Origin of the sequence: Pedobacter sp. CFBP9032 (assembly GCF_034045265.1) — a bacterium.
Taxonomy (GTDB): Bacteria; Bacteroidota; Bacteroidia; order Sphingobacteriales; family Sphingobacteriaceae; genus Pedobacter.
In genome coordinates this window covers 107,411-129,389 of the sequence record NZ_JAXCWE010000006.1, presented here as the reverse complement: position 1 = coordinate 129,389, position 21,979 = coordinate 107,411, and the positions used below count along the sequence as shown (strand labels likewise).

Annotated in this window: 24 protein-coding genes; 7 read left to right on the top strand and 17 right to left on the bottom strand. The window is 36.7% G+C overall.

The window, feature by feature from the left end:
• Positions 1-30 precede the first annotated feature (30 nt).
• Complete coding sequence (locus tag SOM16_RS13075) at positions 31-594, bottom strand: DUF4256 domain-containing protein (protein ID WP_320464447.1); 564 nt, start codon at positions 592-594, stop codon at positions 31-33.
• Between the two features lie 227 nt (positions 595-821).
• On the opposite strand from SOM16_RS13075, the gene gcvT reads away from it, so the two are divergent.
• Together gcvT and SOM16_RS13065 are read left to right on the top strand one after the other, a co-directional pair.
• Positions 822-1,901 carry a glycine cleavage system aminomethyltransferase GcvT gene (gene gcvT / locus SOM16_RS13070; protein WP_320464446.1) on the top strand — a complete coding sequence of 360 codons (1,080 nt, stop codon included), beginning with the start codon at positions 822-824 and terminating at the stop codon, positions 1,899-1,901.
• Positions 1,902-1,973: 72 nt separating this feature from the next.
• Positions 1,974-2,702 (top strand): 2-phosphosulfolactate phosphatase, encoded by a 729-nt coding sequence (locus SOM16_RS13065; RefSeq protein ID WP_320464445.1) that lies wholly within the window; start codon positions 1,974-1,976, stop codon positions 2,700-2,702.
• Between the two features lie 33 nt (positions 2,703-2,735).
• Here the strand turns inward: SOM16_RS13065 and SOM16_RS13060 are convergent, their stop codons facing one another.
• Positions 2,736-3,506, bottom strand: a complete 771-nt coding sequence (locus SOM16_RS13060) for a patatin-like phospholipase family protein (RefSeq protein ID WP_320464444.1) — start codon at positions 3,504-3,506, stop codon at positions 2,736-2,738.
• 83 nt (positions 3,507-3,589) lie between these two features.
• Positions 3,590-4,624, bottom strand: coding sequence for a gliding motility lipoprotein GldB (gldB, locus tag SOM16_RS13055; RefSeq protein ID WP_320464443.1), 1,035 nt, complete (start codon positions 4,622-4,624; stop codon positions 3,590-3,592).
• A 25-nt stretch (positions 4,625-4,649) separates the two neighbouring features.
• On the opposite strand from gldB, the gene SOM16_RS13050 reads away from it, so the two are divergent.
• Both SOM16_RS13050 and SOM16_RS13045 read left to right on the top strand, forming a co-directional pair.
• On the top strand, positions 4,650-5,330 hold the full coding sequence (locus SOM16_RS13050; RefSeq protein ID WP_320464442.1) for a porin family protein: 681 nt from the start codon (positions 4,650-4,652) through the stop codon (positions 5,328-5,330).
• Between the two features lie 14 nt (positions 5,331-5,344).
• Complete coding sequence (locus SOM16_RS13045) at positions 5,345-6,985, top strand: NAD+ synthase (RefSeq protein ID WP_320464441.1); 1,641 nt, start codon at positions 5,345-5,347, stop codon at positions 6,983-6,985.
• A 74-nt stretch (positions 6,986-7,059) separates the two neighbouring features.
• Here SOM16_RS13045 and SOM16_RS13040 read toward each other — a convergent pair whose 3' ends face one another.
• The 7 genes from SOM16_RS13040 to rsmI form a co-directional block, all read right to left on the bottom strand.
• Positions 7,060-7,476, bottom strand: a complete 417-nt coding sequence (locus tag SOM16_RS13040; RefSeq protein WP_320464440.1) for an OsmC family protein — start codon at positions 7,474-7,476, stop codon at positions 7,060-7,062.
• Between the two features lie 201 nt (positions 7,477-7,677).
• On the bottom strand, positions 7,678-8,427 hold the full coding sequence (locus SOM16_RS13035; RefSeq protein ID WP_320464439.1) for a M57 family metalloprotease: 750 nt from the start codon (positions 8,425-8,427) through the stop codon (positions 7,678-7,680).
• 126 nt (positions 8,428-8,553) lie between these two features.
• Positions 8,554-9,063 carry a signal peptidase II gene (lspA, locus tag SOM16_RS13030; protein WP_320464438.1) on the bottom strand — a complete coding sequence of 170 codons (510 nt, stop codon included), beginning with the start codon at positions 9,061-9,063 and terminating at the stop codon, positions 8,554-8,556.
• Between the two features lie 5 nt (positions 9,064-9,068).
• Entirely contained in the window at positions 9,069-9,587 is a 519-nt protein-coding gene (locus SOM16_RS13025) for a hypothetical protein (protein WP_320464437.1), read from the bottom strand.
• The gene (gene lnt / locus SOM16_RS13020; protein WP_320464436.1) at positions 9,572-11,188 is read right to left on the bottom strand and encodes an apolipoprotein N-acyltransferase; all 1,617 of its coding nucleotides are present in this window, start codon (positions 11,186-11,188) and stop codon (positions 9,572-9,574) included. The genes SOM16_RS13025 and lnt overlap by 16 nt, the downstream gene beginning before the upstream one ends.
• A 254-nt stretch (positions 11,189-11,442) precedes the next feature.
• Positions 11,443-12,087 (bottom strand): PH domain-containing protein, encoded by a 645-nt coding sequence (locus tag SOM16_RS13015; protein WP_320464435.1) that lies wholly within the window; start codon positions 12,085-12,087, stop codon positions 11,443-11,445.
• A 21-nt stretch (positions 12,088-12,108) separates the two neighbouring features.
• Entirely contained in the window at positions 12,109-12,819 is a 711-nt protein-coding gene (gene rsmI / locus SOM16_RS13010; RefSeq protein WP_320464434.1) for a 16S rRNA (cytidine(1402)-2'-O)-methyltransferase, read from the bottom strand.
• 88 nt (positions 12,820-12,907) lie between these two features.
• Between rsmI and serS the strand changes: the two genes are divergently transcribed.
• Positions 12,908-14,179: a serine--tRNA ligase gene (serS, locus tag SOM16_RS13005; protein ID WP_320464433.1), complete on the top strand. Its 1,272-nt coding sequence runs from the start codon at positions 12,908-12,910 to the stop codon at positions 14,177-14,179.
• Positions 14,180-14,519: 340 nt separating this feature from the next.
• Here serS and SOM16_RS13000 read toward each other — a convergent pair whose 3' ends face one another.
• The 5 genes from SOM16_RS13000 to fabV form a co-directional block, all read right to left on the bottom strand.
• A complete protein-coding gene (locus tag SOM16_RS13000) occupies positions 14,520-14,834 on the bottom strand; it encodes a hypothetical protein (protein ID WP_320464432.1) in 315 nt (104 codons plus the stop codon).
• A gap of 98 nt (positions 14,835-14,932) precedes the next feature.
• Positions 14,933-15,625, bottom strand: a complete 693-nt coding sequence (locus tag SOM16_RS12995) for an SIMPL domain-containing protein (protein ID WP_320464431.1) — start codon at positions 15,623-15,625, stop codon at positions 14,933-14,935.
• Positions 15,626-16,078: 453 nt separating this feature from the next.
• Complete coding sequence (locus SOM16_RS12990) at positions 16,079-16,531, bottom strand: cold shock domain-containing protein (RefSeq protein WP_320464430.1); 453 nt, start codon at positions 16,529-16,531, stop codon at positions 16,079-16,081.
• Positions 16,532-16,698: 167 nt separating this feature from the next.
• Positions 16,699-17,232 (bottom strand): GNAT family N-acetyltransferase, encoded by a 534-nt coding sequence (locus SOM16_RS12985; RefSeq protein WP_320464429.1) that lies wholly within the window; start codon positions 17,230-17,232, stop codon positions 16,699-16,701.
• A 138-nt stretch (positions 17,233-17,370) separates the two neighbouring features.
• On the bottom strand, positions 17,371-18,564 hold the full coding sequence (gene fabV / locus SOM16_RS12980) for an enoyl-ACP reductase FabV (protein ID WP_320464428.1): 1,194 nt from the start codon (positions 18,562-18,564) through the stop codon (positions 17,371-17,373).
• A 253-nt stretch (positions 18,565-18,817) separates the two neighbouring features.
• Here fabV and SOM16_RS12975 point away from each other — a divergent pair, with 253 nt between their 5' ends.
• Positions 18,818-19,522, top strand: a complete 705-nt coding sequence (locus SOM16_RS12975; RefSeq protein ID WP_320464427.1) for a DUF2490 domain-containing protein — start codon at positions 18,818-18,820, stop codon at positions 19,520-19,522.
• A gap of 96 nt (positions 19,523-19,618) precedes the next feature.
• Positions 19,619-20,509, top strand: coding sequence for a hypothetical protein (locus SOM16_RS12970; protein ID WP_320464426.1), 891 nt, complete (start codon positions 19,619-19,621; stop codon positions 20,507-20,509).
• Between the two features lie 77 nt (positions 20,510-20,586).
• Here the strand turns inward: SOM16_RS12970 and SOM16_RS12965 are convergent, their stop codons facing one another.
• On the bottom strand, positions 20,587-21,033 hold the full coding sequence (locus SOM16_RS12965) for a DUF1572 family protein (protein WP_320464425.1): 447 nt from the start codon (positions 21,031-21,033) through the stop codon (positions 20,587-20,589).
• Positions 21,034-21,162: 129 nt separating this feature from the next.
• A complete protein-coding gene (locus tag SOM16_RS12960) occupies positions 21,163-21,897 on the bottom strand; it encodes a head GIN domain-containing protein (RefSeq protein ID WP_320464424.1) in 735 nt (244 codons plus the stop codon).
• Positions 21,898-21,979 lie beyond the last annotated feature (82 nt).

The window sequence follows — 21,979 nt, the reverse complement described above, 5'->3', positions numbered from 1 at the left end:
TGCCTGCTCCCAGGCAAATATCGATAAGATCTATATACATAACAATCCACGGAAAGCCCTGGCAGCATAATAAGATTGTGCGCCATTGTGATAAACAAAAACAGTATCATAACGAAAATCGGCGAAAAGTGCGCCACCAAGTCTCCGGATGTTCTCTGGTGTTTTAATCCAGCTGGATGTTTTCTCATCAAACTTGCCTGATTTTTGTAAATGGCGATACTGTTCCTCCGTTAATAGGTCAACTCCCATTTCCGCAGCTAAATCGATCACACTATTTTCTGGTTTATTATCCTTTCTGGCATCAAGTGCCTCCCGATCGTAACATAAACTTCTGCGGCCTTTAGGGCTTTCAGCTGAGCAATCGATGAAATGATATGCTCCTGTTTTTTTATCAAATGAAATTACATCGGGCTCACCACCTGTTTCTTCCATTTCGTTAAGCGACCATAATTTATGTTGGCTTGCCCTTAACCTAATTTCTACATTCGTCCATTTCAATTCCTGATGCCTTTTCATATTCTTTTCAAAACGGCTTTTCAAAAGGTTGATTAATTCTTCCGTTTTTTCGGCCGGTAGCGCCTGGTTTATGCCCATAACTTTATTTTTTTGAAAAATGTGTACTTGTTAACATCACGTCTATTAAGTAAAAATAATAAATAGAATTTAAGTCTTTCCGGAAAGATTCGGTGTTTTGATTTCAATATTTAAACCTCGCAATTATTTAAAACCTGCGAGGTTTAATAGGACAATTTGAATCCAGTGAAATAAGCATTTAAACATTGCTGTTTTCTTAGTACTTTTGCGGCAAATAAAGATTAGGTATGAACAATACGGCATTAACAGAAAAACACATCGCTTTAGGCGCTAAAATGGTTCCATTTGCAGGATATAATATGCCTGTTACTTACGAAGGTATTAATGCAGAACATGCAACTGTTCGTAATGGAGTAGGTGTTTTTGATGTAAGCCACATGGGCGAATTCATTTTGAAAGGTGAAAATGCACTCGATTTAATTCAAAGGGTAACCAGTAACGATGCCTCGAAATTATACGATGGTAAAGTTCAGTATTCTTGCCTACCGAACCATGATGGTGGAATTGTAGATGATCTTTTGGTTTATCGCATAGATGAAAAAACTTATATGTTGGTGGTAAACGCTTCAAATATCGAAAAGGATTGGAACTGGATTCAGCAGTTCAATACCAACGCAGTGGAGATGCATAATATTTCTGATAAAACATCTTTACTGGCCATTCAGGGTCCAAAAGCTGCAGATGCCTTACAAACTTTAACTGATGTAGATTTGGCTTCTATGGAGTATTATACTTTCGTTAAAGGTACGTTTGCAGGCGTAGATAACGTAGTAATTTCTGCAACTGGTTACACCGGTGCCGGTGGCTTTGAGATTTATTTTGATAATGAACATGCTGATAAAATCTGGGATGCCATTTTTGAAGCGGGTAAAGCGCAGAACATTAAACCTATCGGTTTGGGCGCCCGTGATACCTTGCGATTAGAAATGGGTTTCTGTTTATATGGAAATGATATTGATGATACCACTTCTCCAATTGAGGCTGGTTTAGGCTGGATTACTAAATTCTCTAAACCATTTACAAACTCAGAGGCATTACAAGCTCAAAAGGAAGCTGGAATCCAAAAGAAATTAGTTGGTTTCGAAATGATTGATCGCGGTATTCCGCGTCATGATTATGAAATTGCAGATGCAGAAGGAAACATTATCGGCAAAGTAACATCGGGTACCCAGGCGCCATCTTTGCAAAAAGCAATAGGTATGGGTTATGTGGCTAAAGATTTCTCCAAAGAAGGTACAGAGATTTTTATCAATATCAGGAATACGCCAATCAAAGCAAAAATAGTTAAGTTTCCTTTTTATAAATAGATGCAAGTCTTGAGTATTAAGTATTAAGGCAATTGTCCCGACACTTAATACTTACGTCTTGATACTCAATATATGTCGAAAAAAATAGAAGTTTGTTTAACACCTGCATTGATTGATTTATACGATATCGAAGAAAGTATCGTAGTGGTAATTGATATTTTAAGAGCTACATCCTCCATCACTTACGGAATTGATAACGGTGCAGAAGCCATTATTCCGGTAGCCAATGTGGAAGACTGTTTAACTTATGCAGATAAAGGTTATTTGCTAGCTGCAGAACGGAATGGTGAAGTGGTAACAGGTTATGATTTTGGAAACTCACCTTTCTCTTATACAACAGAAAAAGTTAGTGGAAAAACTATCGTTTTAACTACTACTAACGGCACCAAAGCATTATATCTAGCCAGTAAACGTGCCTATCAGGTGGTTATTGGTTCTTTTTTAAACCTTGATTCACTTTGCGATTATTTATCTGTCCAAAACAAAAATGTATTGCTTTTATGCGCCGGCTGGAAAGATCAGTTTAATTTAGAAGATACTTTGTTTGCTGGCGCTGTTGTAAATAAGTTGCGCAAAAACTTCGAGCATTTCGATGATTCCAGCGTAGCAGCTGAAGACTTGTACTCGTTGGCCAAAGATGACTTAAGGAAATATCTTTATAAGTCATCTCATAGCCACCGTTTGGCACAGCTTAATATTGAAGAAGATGTTGTTTTCTGTTTGCAACTAAATATCTGTTCAGCTATTCCGGTTTTACAAGGTGAGAAATTAGTTGCGCTAAATTCTTCAGCGGCGATTTAAATGAAGTGATTTCGAAAAAAATTTCCTCAACTATTATTTTGTAATCAGTTGAGAAATAGTCGGACTATTTTTAATGGTAATCAAAGCTTCTTCGTGTGCTAACCAGTAGATATCTTCAGCACGTTTCATATCGAATGTGCTTATGGCACCTAAGCCTTTCGGCTCAATGAGCACATTGCAAAATTTGGCTTTTCTTTCCATATCATGGTTAATCGACATGATGCCTGCACGACCCATCAAATTAGTAATCCCGGTAATTTTATCCACAGGCTTAAGGTGATTGCAGGAAGATCCAATGATAAAATCGCAGTCTTCCATTAAAGGTTCAACTGGAAAATTATTTAAAATTCCACCGTCAACGTACATTTGTCCATCGATCATAATGGGTTTAAAAATGCCTGGAATACAGCTTGATGCTTGTATAGCCCTGATTAATGGTCCTTTTGTAAAATATACCAGCCGGCCTTCACTAAAGTTTACTGCAGCAATGGTTAAAGGAATTTTAAGGGTTTCAATTGTGTTAGCCGGGAAATATTCCTTCAGAATGAGGGAGGTATTTTCAATATTAATCAGACCCAATGAACCTACAGCGGGGCGAATAAACCGCCATAATTTTGTTCTAAGAAAAATACCTAGTCCTTCTTCCGGATCTATTCCTGCAGCGAAGAAAGCACCGGCAATGGCACCCGCACTGGTTCCGCTAATGTGACTAAAAGTAATGCCTAAATTGCTAAACGCTTTTAAAACACCTAAATGTGCTATTCCCCGGATTCCTCCTCCTGATAAAACAATGCCAACTTTCATATTTAGATTCTGGTATTAATAATTGACAGAAAGTATTACAATTTGTCTGCCAGTACTTAAGTACAATCTTTTTAAAGCTAACATTATTTTTGTTTAGGTTTATACTTTGACAGGTTCAGAATTTTTTGAGCATCGTGCTCGGCCATGAGTTGTTGCAATGTTATTTTAGGATTTTCATCCATATACTTTCTTACAATCTGCCATCCCGTCCACGTACCTAACTTTGGTGCTGAATCTCTGTTCTCACCCAATCCCGGTGTAAAAGGGCCTTCTGATAGAAATACCTGAATCTTCTGGTAGTCGGTTTCATAAAGAAAATTATTTTCCAGAAAGTATGCCCAAATATCGCCTTCAAATCGTTGTGCCCATTCAAGTTGATCTTTAGTATAACCAATTTTTGTAGAATCAGCAATGTTTTCCGGTAAAACCTGATCAAGGAAATACAGAATTTTTCCCTGGAAAACCATTTTTGAAAGCAGTGTCCGGTTTTCATCCGGCTCTAAAAATAGTTCTTCGTGAGCATACGTTTCCGCTACCCTGGGTACAATATATTCAGGAGAGAATCTCCTGGATAAGTATAAAGGGACACTTTGAACAATTGCTTTATAAAATTTACTGTTCTTGCCTAAGAACATGTCTAAACCAATTCCTAAATAGTCATCGCCCACTGGCATCTGGTAAGCGAAACCGGATACGAAAGAAACGAATTTTGGAATTTTGGCCTTCGGATAATAGTATTTAATGTATTTGAATGTTTCGGTTAATCCTTTTTCCTGAACAGTTAAATTAGGGAAAACGCTATCTACCTCTTTGGTAAGATCGGTGTAAGCCTGGTCTTTAAATAAGGTGCTCAAAACCTCGTCATTGCTATATTCAGGAGCGCCAATCATTTTATGAACAAAATCATCATAAAACACGCCATAGTTTTTTGATAACAACTGATCAACATCACCAGTTTTTTTTGCCTTCGCCGTGTAAAGCGCTTTATCAAACCGGGCAATCTTAATATCCAGATTTATATTGCTCACATCAGGGCGGTTAGCCTGCTTACAAGAAATAAATGCGATAGCAAAGAGAAAAATTAGATAAATTTGTCTGTGTTTTACGTTATAAATCATGTACATCAAATATAAACACATCAGCATGAAAAAAATATCAACTATCTTAATTTTATCTTTTCTAAGTTTCAGCACCTTCGCACAAATGCCAAAATTGACAAACTATGGTTTTAGATTAGGTTTAACAACATCACCAACAATCGGTTGGGTAAAACCTGAACAAGGTAAAACCGATGGCATAGCTTTAGGGTTCTCTTATGGATTGATAGGGGATTTTAATTTTGCGCCCAACTATAGTTTTTCAACAGCATTAACCATTACCACCATGAATGGAAAAAGTACGGAAGTAGATCCAACTTATATTAAAAGCCTGGATCTTGGTGCAAATAAAAGTATTCCGGTAGCTTACGACTTAAAATATAAAGTTCAATACCTGGAATTGCCTTTAACCATTAAACTCAAAACGGAAAAGGATAATGGCAGACGTTTCTATGGTCAGTTCGGTTTGTCTAATTCCATTTTGTTAAGCGCTAAGCAAGATGCGGTGAGCAGTACGGTTAAATTAAATGATGTAAAGATTGGTGATAATACTAAATTCTACCGTGCTGGGCTGCTGATTGGTGGCGGCGGGGAGTTTGATATTTCAGGGAATACCAGTATTGTAGCTGGATTAACATTTAACAATGGTTTCACCAATATTACCACAGAGAAAAACCGTGACGTTAGAAACCATTACCTTGCCCTAAATTTTGGTGTATTCTTTTAAAATTTGTTTTAAATATGAAAATAGCATTAGCACAACTTAATTATCACATTGGAAATTTTGAAGCAAATACAAAAAAAATAATTGATCACATTGAACTGGCGAGAGGTAAAGGAGCTGATTTAGTGGTGTTTGCTGAGTTAGCCATTTGTGGTTACCCGCCCCGAGATTTTCTGGAGTTTGAGGAGTTCATCGCACTTTGTGAGGAGGCCGCACAAGAGATTGCCAGACACTGTAAAGAAATAGCCTGCATTGTGGGTTTGCCGATTAAAAACGAGATCCTGCAAGGTAAAGATTTGTATAATGCTGCATATTTTATAGAAAATGGTAAGGTTAAAGCGATTGCCAGAAAAGCTTTGCTTCCTACTTACGATGTTTTTGATGAGTATCGTTATTTTGAACCTGCCACATCATTCGCTTGTATAGACTTCAAAGGAAAAAAAATTGCTTTAACCATTTGCGAGGATCTTTGGAATATCAATGATAATCCCCTTTATGTATCTAATCCGATGGATGAGTTGATAAAAGAAGAGCCAGATGTAATGATTAATATTGCAGCCTCTCCATTTTCTTATACCCACGATGATGCACGGATTAAAGTTTTAGCTGATAATGCAAAAAAATACCATTTGCCAGTTTTCTATGTAAACCAGGTTGGTGCGCAAACGGAAATTATATTTGATGGCGGTTCTCTGGTTTTCGATGCTGATGGAGAAATGAAAGCCGAAATGAAATATTTCGAGGAGGATCTGCAGGTCTTCGATTTATCTGAAATTGTAAATGTTCGCAATAAATATCCAAAGGCTGATCGTTCGGCTGATGTTGAGCAAATTCATGATGCACTGATTTTAGGAATTAAAGATTATTTTAGGAAATCTGGCTTCAGCAAAGCAGTTTTAGGTTTATCAGGTGGGATTGATTCTGCTGTGGTTTGTGCATTGGCCTGTAGTGCCTTAGGCGCAGAAAATGTGATGGCCGTGTTGATGCCTTCTAAGTTTTCTTCTGATCATTCGGTGCAGGATGCCATCGATTTAGTGAACAATTTTGGCTGTATGCATGAAATTATTCCGATTAAAGATGTTGCACAGGCATTTGATTCGATTTTAGCACCAGCGTTTAATGGTTTGCCTTTCAATTTAACAGAAGAAAATATCCAGGCCAGAACGCGTGGAACCATTGTGATGGCCATGAGCAATAAATTTGGCTATATTTTGCTTAATACATCTAATAAAAGTGAGTGTGCAGTAGGTTATGGCACGCTTTACGGCGATATGTGTGGTGCCATTGGCGTAATTGGCGATGTTTATAAAACGCAGGTTTTTGAACTGGCAAAATACATCAATAAAGATCGGGAACTGATCCCGATTAATACTATAGTGAAGCCACCATCTGCTGAGCTTAGGCCAGATCAGAAAGATTCGGACTCGCTACCAGATTATGATGTTTTAGATAAAATTCTTTATCACCATATAGAAGAGAAACAAGGTTCGAAATCTATTATCGCTAAAGGTTTTGATGAGGCTTTGGTGCAACGTGTTTTAAAACTAGTCAATATTGCCGAGTTTAAACGCTATCAAACGCCGCCAATCCTCAGGGTTTCTCCAAAAGCATTTGGTATGGGCAGAAGGATGCCAATTGTAGGAAAGTATATGATTTAATCCAGTAGATTGCTGGAAATGAATGAAAAGGTCATGCTGTAAAGATTTATCTAAACGGCATGACCTTTTTCAGTTTATGCTAAAGTTGCGTCTACTGTAATAGAAGTGTTAAGCAATTTAGAAATTGGGCAGTTCTTCTCCGCATCAGCAACTAATTCATCAAATTTTTCTTGTGATAAACCTGGAACTGTAGCAGTTAAGGTTAAATGCGATTCAACAATTTCACCTTTTGATGGGTCTAAATTAATGTCACATTTAGTTTCTAACTTATCCGCGGTAAAACCAGCTTCGCCTAAATTTGCAGATAATTTCATGGTAAAACAGCCTGCATGTGCCGCTGCAATTAATTCTTCAGGGTTTGTACCTACACCTTCAGCAAATCTCGAATTAAATGAATATTGCGTGTTGCTTAGCGTTGTACTTTGTGTAGTTATATTGCCAGCACCTTCTTTAATAGAACCTTGCCAAACGGCTGTTGCATTTCTTTTCATGGTTTGAGTTTTATTTTCGTTGTTTAACAATTAAAGATAAATATATGTTTGTTTAGAAATGGTAATTTGGTGTTAAGAAATTTACGCTTTACCGGGTTAAAAGCTTCAAACTCTGCTGATATAAAAGAAGCTGTCTCAAAGAAACAGCTTCCGGTACATTACGATCTTTTTAGTTAGTGATCTGATTTTTTTGTAAAGAGGTTAAAGCGGATACAATACTGCGGTTGCCTGTTTATCTTTTGTTGATAAAACTGTTGCACCGCTTCCGCATTGTCCGCCATTCATTAGCGATTGCGCATCTGTACCGCCAACTCCGGGAACGTTGACTGTAGTAGATTGATTGGTGTGCTTAAATGATATGGTGTGCCCAAATTCATGTGCGATTGTTCTTTGGCGTTGTGCTGCAGAATTGTTTTGAATCAGTGCCTGATTAATCCAAACTGTATTGCCTGCCAAACCATTTGATGTTGAAAGATAAGCCTGTCCGCAGGTAGAGCTTCCGATGGTATTATCAACTTTAATGAGAATATCATAAACGCTACCTGTGGTAATTACAAATCTAAGATTAGAATTAGGCACCGTATTCCATTGGTTAATTGCACCGTTGATCTCACTGGTCATGCTGGTGATTGATGGATCTATTTTGACACGAATATTTCTACTGTTGGTTACAATATAACCATTGTAGTACTGCTCGGTTATAGATTTCCCGTTGTCTGCAGGAACTTCCATGTTTTTGCTAAAGACGATGTCACCATCTACAATATAATTATCTCCTTTTTCTACAATTTGAGCTGCTGAAAATCCAAGACTTTTGATGTAAGCTAAAACCTTATTCTGTTGAGTGGTTTCAGTTTGCTGATCTGGGATCACTTCATTTTTCTTTGAACAAGAGATAATGAAAACAGAAAGCAGCATCATTGCTGCGGCATTTTTTAATAGGTTCTTCATAGTTTAGTTTTTAGTTTGATCGTAATGACTGGTATTCACTATCGTAAATATAGTATAAAAAATACAAAAATGTATTCATTAATCTTTATCTATGTAGTTCATTTTATTCAAACTAAATTTTTACGGCTAAACCATTTCGTTTTGCTTGGTTATATTTCCCCTTATAGATTGAACGAGTAAAATTCCTATGCCAATCATAATAGAGATATCAGCGAAGTTAAATACACCTGTTTGAAAGAGGTAAAAATCAATGTGCATAAAATCGGTAACAGACCCGTGTGCAATCCGATCATATAAATTTCCAATACCGCCACCAATCAGAAAGCAAAGTGCAATTTGCATGCTTAGACTTAAATTGCGTCTGGAAAAAAGATAATATAATCCATAGCCCAGAAAAAGTGCAGGTAATGCGTTTAAGATGAGCAGTCTGAAAATATAAGGCATCTGGTCGCCTAAACTCAGAAAGGCACCGCTATTTTCAACTTTGGTTAGCGTAAAAATATTCTTTATTACCGCAATGTGTTCGTAATCAGAAATCTCTAATCTCACAATAAACTTTGAAATTTGATCTACTGCAATATTTAAGATTATGAATGTGATAAGGATAAATCTGTTAAAGTTTTTATGGTATTGCATATGTTTTAATTGGAATCATTAATTATTTGCATCTCCGGAATGACTAATTTTTTATTTATCTCTGGAATAAGCTTTTTAAGTTGAGTTTCTTTTTCTTTATTAGCATTAATAAAGTACCAGTTTTTTCCACCATTGTAAGAAATGCATAACAAATAACTGATAGCTTTAATCTTTTTATCTTTAATCATTACATCAGAAGTCTGAGGCAATAAGCATTGAACTAATTGTCCTGACTGAAATAATTGTTCGGGTTTCTCATTCTTTATATCAACGTAAGATAGACCGCTTTCTTCAATAATCTTAACACCCATCTTTAGAGTTGTCAAAGCAGAATCAACGCCGCCCATGATTAAAATAATTTTTGGATGTGTATAAGTTAAAAGCCCGTTAAAATCATTGCCTCTAAATGCTAATAGCATGGCTTTTGACTGGCTATTTAGACTATCTAAATATATCTGTGCTTTCGCACTCACACAACCGATGAACAGAAATAAGACTGCTAGGACTCTTATTTTTTTATCCATTTGTTATAAGGTATAACCAATGTTAGTAAAACTGCCAAAAGGCTTAATACTTTCGCGATAATATCGCCACTCTTCACATAAAAAGTAATTTCATCATTCAGATTAATATCACCTTTCAGCGCTGTCCGGGTCCACCATTTGGTGCTTTGTGTTACATCACCACGTTGATTGATGAAGCAGGAGATACCTGTGTTGGCCGATCTTGCTATATCCCGGCGGGTTTCTATTGCCCTCAGTTTAGCGTACATTTGATGCTGGTCTTTTCCTGATGTATTTCCCCACCAGCCATCATTGGTAATAATGGCAATAAATTGTGCTCCATCTTTTACCTGCTGGCCAATCCAATCGCCCCATAAACTTTCGTAACAAACTACTGGAGCCACACCAATCCCACTTTGTGCGTAAAGCACGCTAGGTTTTTCTTGCCAGCCCCAGCCACCAACCGTACCGCCCAATTGCGCAAAAACGCCATCCAGAAAAGAGAATACTTTAGGGAAAGGCATCTTTTCTACGCCGGGTACCAGTTTCGATTTATGATAGAACTGCACATTCGGAGAGTTTTCTACCTGCATAGCAGAATTAAAATTATCAAAGTAAAAGCCTTGCCGATCATCATATTTAGCCGTAATGGTCTTTTTATCTGCATAGACTTTAACGCTTTCTATGCCTGTAATCAGGGTGCCATTTTTGTATTTGCTCAGGAAATTTTGGAGCGTAATAAAATCTGGAGTGCTGCGGATATGATCTTCATCTGCATAATTTGGAATTGCTGTTTCCGGCCAGATAAAATATTCTGTGTTAGGCTGTGCGATCGAGTCAGATAAATGAGTTAGGATTTTAATTTGCTCAGCTGGCGTAATGTCCGTTAACTTTAAGTAGGGATCTATGTTGGGTTGAACGACAACCACATTGCTCGGTGTACCTTTTTGCGTCGCGGTAAAATATTTTGTTAGTGAGATGATAACGGGAATAACTACAACCAAGGCCCAGGTGCCTGCTGTTCTAAATTTTAAATACCCTGTTTGCGTTTTGAATTTTTTATAGGCTTCGAAAGCAAGGATGTTGCTGGCTAAAATCCATAGGGAACCACCATAAATCCCGGTATACTCATACCACTGAGCCAACTGATGCATGCCTGCTAATCCATTTCCAAGCGTCATCCATGGGAAGGCTAAATCCCAGGTTTGTTGCAGATATTCTAAGGCAATATAAAAAGAAATAAGCCCCAGATAGGCGATTTTTTTATTTACATATTTTCCTAAACGATAATATAACCAGAAAGCAAAAGTCATGAGTAATGCACCTAAGCCAAATGGAATTAATGAAACCGGAATGGCCACAATTGCACCATTGTAAGCACTAATGGCATTGTAAACCCAATAGATGGATGCTGAATTCCAAATTAGAAAAGTTAAACCAGCAGTTAAAAAAATGCGTTTACCCTGTTTCTTCAGGTCGGTTTTTGAAATTTTATCTAGTGCAATAAATAGCGGTACTAATGCAACTAGTAATAATGGAGTTGTAAAGGGAATAGGTGGCCAGGCCAGCCAAAGTAAAAAAGCGCTTAATAAAGCGAGGAGGTTAGTTTGTGTTTTAGCCATGGCTGTTTTGATGGGTAAAGGGGATATGCAGAACTGATCGCAAGTGGGGGAATAGGTTTTGGGAATAGGCAGTAGGAAATAGATAATAGTAAACAGGTAATAGATGGTGGAGAGGGGAAACTATAAGAAAGAGGCAATGTTTATTTAAATTTATTTCTCATTTCCTATTTAAAACTTCCAATCTATTTCCTATTTCTATCTGCTTTCCATTTCCCGCTATCTACTTCCCATTTTCCATTTCACGATCTTAAATGTTAAAAGCTATCTAAAATGTTTGCTTTTTTAGCTTCGTACTCCTCCTGTGTAATCAGGTGTTTATCATACAAAGTTTTTAGTTTTCGCAATTTTAAAGTGGTTTCATCTTCTGGCTCTTCTATCACTTCGGCAATTTGAATAGGTTCCGGCTCTATTGGTTGCTCAGCTGGTAGCTCTGCAAATGGTTGTGGGCTAGGGTTAATTGATGCCGCTGTAGCACGATTTTCTTCTATTTTTTGCTGATGCAGCAATTCTTTGTATTCTTCTAACTGTTGGTTGGCAGCCTGGTGTAACTTTCTCGCCTGCACTTTAGGAATAAACTCTGTTACAATATTCTCTCCATATTGGGGAACACAAATAAATTTTGAACCAAAAAGTTCTTCTTTAAACGATACTTCCTTAATACTTTTCCAGGAGATATCCTTAAAGTTCATGGTTAAACCCAGGTTCCCCGGCTCACAATAGAAGATTCTTTTATTCGAAATGGCAATGCTATCCGGAAGCAAGTTTACTGCCGGCTTTTTTTGTACCGCCAGGTAAAGAATTTCTTCGCCTGTGGTTAAGAGGTCATTTAATTTTCCAATAACTTTTTCTACAGCCTTAGGGTCTTGTTCGTCGCTAAGGAATCTATCTATGCTATTCATATATTGTATAAGTTTGTAATGCTACTCAGCATCTTCATATTTGTTTTTGCTTTTTGTTGCTGGTTTTCCCGCTATGCAAATTACAAATTCTCCTTTTAAAGTATTGTTTTCAAAGTGTGATTTTATTTCAACTAAAGTACCCCTTACCGTTTCCTCAAACATTTTCGTTAATTCCCTGCTTACTGATGCCTGTCTGTCTTCGCCCAGATATTGTGCAAACTCTTCAAGTGTCTTTAATAAACGGTGCGGACTTTCATAAAGAATAATCGTTCGTTCTTCTTCGGCGAGTTTTTTAAACTTCGTTTGGCGTCCTTTCTTCACCGGAAGGAACCCTTCAAACGTAAAAGCATCAGCTGGTAAGCCAGAGTTAACCAGGGCAGGTACAAAAGCAGTTGCACCGGGTAAACATTCTACTGCAATATCATTTTTAATCGCTTCGCGTACCAGGAAAAAACCAGGGTCAGAAATAGCAGGCGTTCCGGCATCTGAAATTAAAGCGATGTTTTGACCTTCGTTTAAAAATTTGATGATCTCTGAAGTCGCCTTGTGCTCATTATGCTGGTGATGGGAGAAAACGCGTTTGTCAATTCCGAAATGCTTCAGCATCGGTGCACTGGTACGGGTATCCTCCGCCAGGATCAAATCACATTCTTTTAAAATCCGAATGGCCCTGAAGGTCATGTCTTCTAAATTCCCTATGGGTGTGGGTACGAGGAAAAGTTTGCCGCTCATAGTCAAGTATCAAGTATCAAGTATCAAGATTGAAAACTACAAACTGAAAACTGAAAACTCTTTCTATCTTTGTGAAAAAAATTAAATAATGCTGCAAGTTAACTATATCCGCGAAAATAGAGAGAAAGTTTTAGAACGTTTAAGTGTACGTAACTTTAAACAACCAGAGTTGGTAGATCAAATCATTAAAATTGATGAAGAGCGTCGTTCCACTCAAACTTCTTTAGATGTCATTTCTGCGGAGGCGAATGCAGCAGCCAAGCAAATTGGCGATTTAATGCGTGCTGGTAAAAAAGAAGAAGCTGAAGCAATCAAAGCTCAAACGGCTTCTCATAAAGAAAATATAAAAAGTATGGGCGAGCAACTAACTGAACTCGAAGCCGCCCAATTTAATTTACTTGTTCAGTTGCCTAACTTACCACACGATCAGGTTCCGGTGGGTACTACACCAGAAGAAAACTTAACTGTTTATACCCATGGATCACCAGCGGAGTTGATTCCCAATGCTTTGCCACACTGGGAGCTGGCTGCGAAATATGATATAATTGATTTCGAATTAGGCGTAAAAATTACTGGTGCTGGTTTTCCGGTTTATAAAGGAAAAGGTGCCCGGTTACAAAGGGCGTTAATTAATTTCTTTTTAGATCAGGCGATTGAAGCTGGTTATAATGAAGTACAGGTGCCTCATTTAGTAAATGCGGCTTCTGGTTTTGGAACAGGACAACTGCCGGATAAAGAAGGACAAATGTATCATTCTACTGTAGATGATTTATACCTGATTCCTACTGCCGAAGTTCCGGTTACGAATTTATATCGCGATGTTATCTTAAAAGAAGAAGATTTACCAATAAGGAACACGGCTTATACGCCTTGCTTTCGTAGAGAAGCAGGTTCTTACGGTGCACACGTTCGTGGATTAAATCGTTTACACCAGTTTGATAAGGTAGAATTGGTACAGATTACTCATCCTGATCAATCCTATCAAACACTTGAAGATATGAGCACTTATGTTCAATCTTTGTTGCAAAAGCTGGGATTACATTACCGGGTATTACTACTTTGTGGTGGCGATATGGGTTTTGGCTCTGCCATGACTTACGATATGGAAGCCTGGAGTGGTGCACAAGGCAGGTGGTTAGAGGTTTCTTCTGTATCAAACGTAGAAACTTTTCAAAGTAACCGTTCTAAAATTCGTTTTAAAGGTGCAACAGGTAAAACGCAATTGGTACATACGTTAAATGGAAGTGCGCTAGCTTTACCACGGATTGTGGCATCTATTTTAGAAAACTACCAAACAGAAAAAGGAATTAAAATTCCGGAAGTTTTGGTTAAATATACAGGCTTCGATATTATTGATTAAATCTTGGGGCGGTCTTCTTTGCTGAGGTATAATGTGATCTAATCCTATTGCTATGGGAATCAGGTAGTAGCAAGAAGCTCCAACCTAATTGGTTATATTATCGGTTTGGTGTTTTTACCAAGGTCTAATTTCGAAAACAGTTAGGCATTAAGAAAATCATCATTTCGCTCAGTGAGATACACGACCGATAGATCATGTGGATAAATCTAAAATGGGTCGTAGCTAGACGCTACAAACAGATATTTATTAATATGATTACCAATCGTATTACAAACAAAAAAAGCTTTGCAGTGATGCAAAGCTTTTTGTTTTTATAGATAGATGTGTTTTTTGTATTTGATTATAGAATCAAAATCAATAATAAGATGATGATGATAATTGCACCAACTGAAAGATAAACACCACCAGATACGGCACGTGCCTGACCTTTTAGTTCTCTCAATTCACTACGTAAAGCTTTGCGCTCAGTTCTGGTCAAATTAGATTTATCCATGTCTCTGATTTCTTCAACACGGGTTTTAATTTTCTCTAATTGTAATGTCTGCTCTGCAGTTAATTCAGTAGGATTTTTAGCAGGTTTATCAGCAGCTTGTACTGAATTGAAACTAATACCTAAAGAGAAAATAAGGGCTAAGGTGTAAATGAATTTTTTCATAATTTAAAATTTTTTAGTGTTCGATGTCTACCTAACAAAAAACCTACCAAAAAGTTCTGGTAGGTTTAAAAATTACTATTACAAAATATCTGAAAAGCTTATTTGATTTCGAAAATCACATTGACAGTGAAGTTTAGCTTAATTTTTTTGAAGTCGATTTCTGGTGCAGTATCTGCAGACATTTCAGCCATTGCAGATTTCATCATATAGTTTCTGTAAACAGGTTGTATAATATTGTCGCCACCATCTTGAATTTCCAATACGCTTCCTAATTTACCATCAAGCGCAGCTACCATGTAGTTTGCTTTCTCTTTCGCAGATAATAATGCTTTAATCTTTAAGTCCTTTTTTAAGCTTTCTATTTTTGAATAATCGTAGCTTTCAATATTGGTGTTGGCAATACCTTTAGCATCCAAATCTTCCAGAATGGCATTAAATTTATTAAGGTCGCTAACTTTTAACCGATATTGCTTGCTTGCTAAAAAATCAGGGTTTTTCTTTTTTGATGTCTGATCATTCCAGCTGCTTAAATTACTGATGGTTAAGTTTTCCTTTGGAATCCCTGCTTTCTGGATTGCTGCATAAAGCTGTTTCTCCAATTCGGTGATCTCCACTTTCTTTTTCCCGTTTAAATATTCTTTTAGTGAAATACCAATGTAGATAATGTCTGGCGTAACCTCAGTTTCTGAGGTACCACTAACACTAATTTTTCTACGTAAATCTGTTTGTTGAGCCATGGCTGTAGATAAGCCTAAAAATGCAACAAGTGCAACTGCGATTAACTTTTTCATATTCTGTTTTTCTTTGTGTGTGCTGTAATGATGTAAGTTCAAAGCAAATTCCACACCGCGATTTATTTATTTTTAAAGAGCGGGTTGCACTTATTTCCCCATTTGCAATAATCATCAACAAATTGGATAGGTGATATCACCTTGTAAAACGCACATGAAGCTTATCTACAAGTCATTGAAATTATTAACCCCGACAGGTCAATAATAGATACGTTGTTATAAAGATTTTTTAATATCGCGCTGAAAAATTCTAATCAGAAATATAAATTTCGTTTGGAAAGATGAATTGAGCAGAGCAAGAATGCTTCAGGAAAAGAAAAAAATGCGCTAGGTTTTATGCTTAAATAGACGGAAATATAAATGTTTATAAAACCTGGCGCAGCAGAACTTTTTCTGCAGATTTTTTATGTTATTGCCATTTTAGAAAACAGCAATTTGAGAGCTGAACAGCGATTAAACTTTTGATACTTTAACAGCCGTTGGACCTTTTTGACCCATTTCTACTTCGAAAGTAACTTTATCACCCTCTTTAATTTGAGTAACTAAGCCATTTGCATGTACGAAAATACTATCCTGAGTTTCGGTGTTTTTGATGAAACCATAACCTTTACTCTCGTTAAAGAAAGTTACTGTTCCTTTTTTAACCGGGTTTTCATCAATAATATCTTCTTGTCTTGTTATACCAATCTGTACATCCTCAATGTTGAATACTTTCTTCTTTTTAGGATCTGGTGGAGTAGACGAAATGTTACCATTCTCATCAACGTATGCAAACATTTCTTCGAGCGCTAAACCTTTTTTTGCATTAGATTGACGCTCTTCTTTTTTCTCTTGTTTGTCTTTTTGTTTTTTTAATCGTTTTTTTTCGTTCTCTTTTTTACTGTATGTTGCCTGAGATTTAGCCATATATATATAATTGTTTTTTGTTTTTAGAAAGGTGAGTGGAATCGAGATTTATACAAATATAAGAATACTAAATCAGAAATACGATTTTATTCCGATAAGCTGCAAACAGATAACTATTTGCTATTCAATATTTGGTATTTGAAATTCATCAGTCAGTTAAAAGATATTTACCAGCTTTTCCAGGCATTTTTTTTAATCTCATAAACGAAATTCCATTTTTCTGGTTCGCCATAATAAGCAACTTCTATCTCTGCAATTTTTGTTGCACCAAGTTTTTCTATTGCTTTTTGAGAGCGGAAATTAGTCGCACCAATGTGTAGAATCACTTTATCTACAAACTGAAACGCATAATCAACCATCATTTTCTTCATTGCTCCGTTAAATCCTCTACCCCAGAATTGCCTCGCGATAAAAGTATAGCCAATTGCTATTGAATTTTCTTCTTCATTCCATTCATAGTACCTGGAGCTTCCAACTACATTACCTGTAGATTGATCATATATAATAAAAGCACCTCCAGATTCAATCGCACCTTGAAAAAAGATCTGGAATACCTCACGCTTATAGCGATCTGGATTTGGATGTTGTTCCCAAATTAAAGGATCAGAAGCTACAGCATAGAGGCTTTCAAAATCGCTTTCCTGAAGTGGAACTACTTTAATTAAATCACTTGCAAACGAAGGTTGAAGGTTGAAACTCATTTAACTTTTTATTAAAAAACGGCTGGTGATAAAACCAGCCGTTAATTTATTTGTGCTAATATCTATTTAGTTGTTATTTTAATCTGGGTCTAACAGCAATTCTACTGTATAGAGTTGAAATAACAATAAAATAGCTGTTTAGTTTGCCAATCCTTCGATTTCAACTACTTCATTGGTGTCTTTCTGATAGTCTACCTGATCAACTTCAAACCCAAAAAGGCTTAAGAAGTCAGCACGGTAGCCCGGTAAATCGCCAATAGCAGGTAAAGTTTCTGTTGTAGCTTCTTCCCAAAGTTTAGCCACTTTTGCCTGAACATCTTCACGCATTTCCCAATCATCGATTCTGATTCTTCCTTTTTCATCAACAGGAACTTCATTACCTGTATACAATCTTTCTGCATACAATCTCTGGATTTGCTCAATTGTACCTTCGTGAATACCTTCTTCTTTCATTATTTTATATAATAACGAAATATAGAGTGGAATAACAGGAATGGCTGAGCTAGCCTGTGTTACCAAAGCTTTATTTACAGAAACAAAAGCTTTTCCATTGATGTCTTTTAATTGATCGCCGATTTTAAAAGCTGTAGCTTCTAAATCATCTTTAGCCCTTCCAATCGTACCTTTGCGATAAACTGGTTCTGTTAATGCAGGGCCTATATAAGAATAAGCCACAGTTGTAGCGCCTTCAGCCAATAGGTTTTCTGCTTTTAAAGCATCAATCCACATGGTCCAGTCTTCGCCTCCCATTACCGCAACAGTATTTGTAATATCTTCATCGGTTGCTGGTTCAATAGAAATATCTGTTACGTTACCCGTGTGAAAATCTACTGTTTTATTGGTGTAAGTGCCACCAATTGGTTTTAAAGTAGAACGATGTACAACTTCAGTATCCGGGTGCTTTCTTACCGGAGATGCTAAACTATAAATCACTAAATCAACCTGACCTAAATCAGCTTTGATTAAATCAAGCGTAATTTTTTTAATCTCTTTGGAGAATGCATCGCCGTTAATACTTTTTGCATATAATCCAGCTGCATGTGCTTCTTGCTCAAAAGCAGCAGTATTATACCAGCCTGGAGAAGCTGTTTTGCCTGCGGAAGGTACTTTTTCGAAGAACACACCAATGGTTGATGCATCAGATCCAAAAGCTGCGGTAATGCGTGATGCCAATCCAAAACCTGTAGATGCACCAATTACCAATACTTTTTTAGGCCCATTAATTGCGCCTTTAGATTTTACATATTTAATTTGATTCTTTACGTTTTGTGCGCATCCATCTGGGTGTGCAGTTAAACAAATAAAGCCCCTCATTCTCGGTTCAATAATCATTTTGCTCTTATTTTACGGTTTTGTAATTCTTAGTATCAGGACAAATTAGCGAAGTTATACACTTCTTAAGTCCAAATCTTCAACGAAGATAAATTTTTAATTGCGTAACGTTAAATGAAATTAAAATAAAGCACCTTCATTATTCTTAATCGCAATGATGAATTGCTGAGGTTAATTTAATGTAAACTACTTAGCTTTACACAATTCTGCTCCTTTATACGTTATTAGGTAGAAACACACATTTGATTACCTCATGAGAAACATTTTTTTAACATTTCTTTTGCTTTCTATTTTCCTGGGGAAGCTTTCAGCACAAACGCAACACCAGAATTCGGGCTGGTTTATGTTTGTAAATAATACAAAGTTTAATAAAAAGTGGGGGTTGCAATTCGATTTGCAGGTGCGTTCTGCTGATGAGTTTGGACACGTAAGGAATACTTTAGTGCGCCCGGCGCTTCAGTATTTCATCAATGGAAAAAGTAATGTTGCTCTTGGTTATTTATGGCAAACCACGCAAAACAGGGTAGAAGATGCGCCGGACATGTTCCTGCATGAACACCGCATTTTTGAGCAGTATATTTACAACCACAAATTAAAATCTATTTTTGCCAGTCACCGGGTTAGGGTAGAACAGCGTTTTATTGGTAGAGCAAATGAAGATGTATTTGCTCAGCGATTTCGCTATTTCTTCAGGTTAATCCAACCGCTAAAAAAGGTAGATTCCACTTTTACAAAAGGCGCTTTTGTGGCTTTACAAAATGAAGTATTTTTAAATTTTCAAAATAAAAATCAGTTAAACAACAGTGTATTTGATCAAAACAGACTTTACCTTGCTGCAGGTTATCGTTTTTCTAACAAGGTGGATATTGAGGTAGGTTACATGAATCAGGCCGTTAAAAATTTAAATAACCATACTAATAATAACATCGTGCAAGTTGCCTTATACACGAGATTTTAATTGTGTTTTAATGTCTTAAAGTCATTTTTCCTACAACACCCTGGTTGACGTAACAAAATGGTTGTAATTCACAATCGTTTTTGCTCAATTTGTGCCGTGAAGAAATATCTAATATTGGTTTTTACCCTCTTGTTTGCGAAGCGGATGCAAGCGCAAGAAAATCAGAACGTTGCAAATACAAATACACCAAACTCAAAAAGCATCTTTAACCCTGAAAACAAAAGAAATTTTTCCCGTAAAGGAGACTTTTATTTCCATTGGGGATACAATAATTCCTGGTACGGAAAGAGTGACATCAGGTTTACCGGGCCAAATTACGATTTCAAGTTACATGATGTAGTTGCCCATGACAGACAATCCAAATTAAGCTGGGAATACCTGAATCCAGGTCTAATTACTGTTCCACAATACAATATCCGGGTTGGTTATTTTATTAAAGATAATTACAGCATTTCTATTGGCTGGGATCATATGAAATATGTGATGGATATTCCGCAAACGGTTGCCATAACAGGTCACATTGGTGCTAATATTACTCCTGAAAATGTACCAACAGGTGCCTTGGCAGGAGATTATAACGGCCAAAGTATTAATGTTAAAGAGAGTATGTTAACCTTTGAGCATACTGACGGATTTAATTATGCCAACGTTGAAGTAGAGCGATATGATGATATCTGGGTGGCACCCGGTGGAAATACGTCTTTAACCTTAGAAACAGGTTTGGGAGGTGGACTAATTGTTCCACGATCTGACGTACGTTTATTTGGATTAGGACGAAATAACCACTGGAATGTTTCTGGTTATGGCGTTTCTGCCAAGGTTGGATTAAAGTTTTACATTTGGAAGCATGTATATCTTCAAAATACAACAAAGTTCGGCGCCACCAATTTAAAGCAGATTCATACTACAGGCTGGGATGAATATGATAAGGCCAGTCAGAAGATTAACTATGTTGAAAACATGACGGTTGTTGGTGTTCAGTTTTAAACCGCTTTTTACTTTTATAAAATCACTTGCAAAGTAACTGATTAGATTTCCTGATTAATTTATAAACCTAAAACTAATCAGAAATCTAATAACCTTCTGTGGTAGTTTATCTGTCCAAGGTGGTAGCTTAAATGTGTAGTTAAGTGAACCAGAAAGAACATTGTTGAGGTCTTCTTTTCCAACACCAGTAATGGGTATTCAGCATTAAGTTGGGCTTCTGTTATCATATTTAATGACTGATCGATCACTTGTTTAGTTTCTTTTATCGAAGCCAATAATTCTTGCCTGGGTATCTTTTTAAGACTAAATTCTAATTCGCGATCTCTAACATAGTTCGTACCGCCTATGGTTGCGCCTATGTAAGTGTTGAGATTACCGATGAGGTGCAAACATAAATTTCCTGCAGAATTGGAAATCTCTTTATCGGTGATCCAGATGTTGTCTTCTTTTTGATATAATTCTATTTCGTGTATAAGTTTATCAAGGTCTCTTTCGAATAGTACTTTTAATGTTTCTATTAGCATAATGATAAATGGCTATCTGTAATTTTTTCCTGTAAAATAGAAATAAAGGTTTTTAATTGAGATTTAAAACGAAATAAAATAAAAAAACGCCCCGAATTTCTCCGGGGCGTTCAAATAAATTATTTTTACTTAGATTTTTCTTACTCTTCCAGAGCCGATAATTGTACTTTTATCAACAGTAGCATTTCCTGAATAGTTTACATTTCCAGAACCACTGATTAATGCTTTAATAGAACGATCTGCTTTAATATTTACCGTTCCAGAGCCACTGATGGTTGTGGATAAGGTATTTGAAGTAAAGCCTTTTCCTTCGAAAGAACCAGAACTACTGATTACAATTTTTGCTTTGTCTGTACTGCCAGTGATGTTTAATGATCCGGAACCACTAATTACGCCATGATAATTATCCACATCAGCATTTGCCTTAATACTGCCCGAACCGCTTAAAGTTGTGGTTAAATCACCCGTGCTGATTTTGCCGTTTACGGTCATGTTTCCAGATCCGCTCATGGTTAAACTGGCAAGTTCCTGAGCAGAAACATAGGCTGTAATTTGTTTTCCATCGTATTTTCTAGACCAGCTTGTGATGCTGTTTTTCGGGCGTATAATGAGTACATTCCCTTTCACTTCAGTTATGATTGATGCGATAGCCTCAGCATCACCTTCTAATCTGCAACTTTCTTTACTCCCTAATGTTACCACTACGTTAATGGGTCCGGCGGCAGCAATACCGTTAAAATCTTTTACTTCTCTATCATCGTTGCTGTGTTTCGATGATACAATATTTATCTGATCTTTTGCAACCGCACTAATAACTGTTGTTAAGGAAAATGCTGCAAATAAAATGGTGAATAATTTTTTCATAAATCTGAATCTTTAGTTTTGTTAAATTCCCTCAATAATATCCTGTGTACTTTATTATTAGACGATGAAAATTATAAAAAGT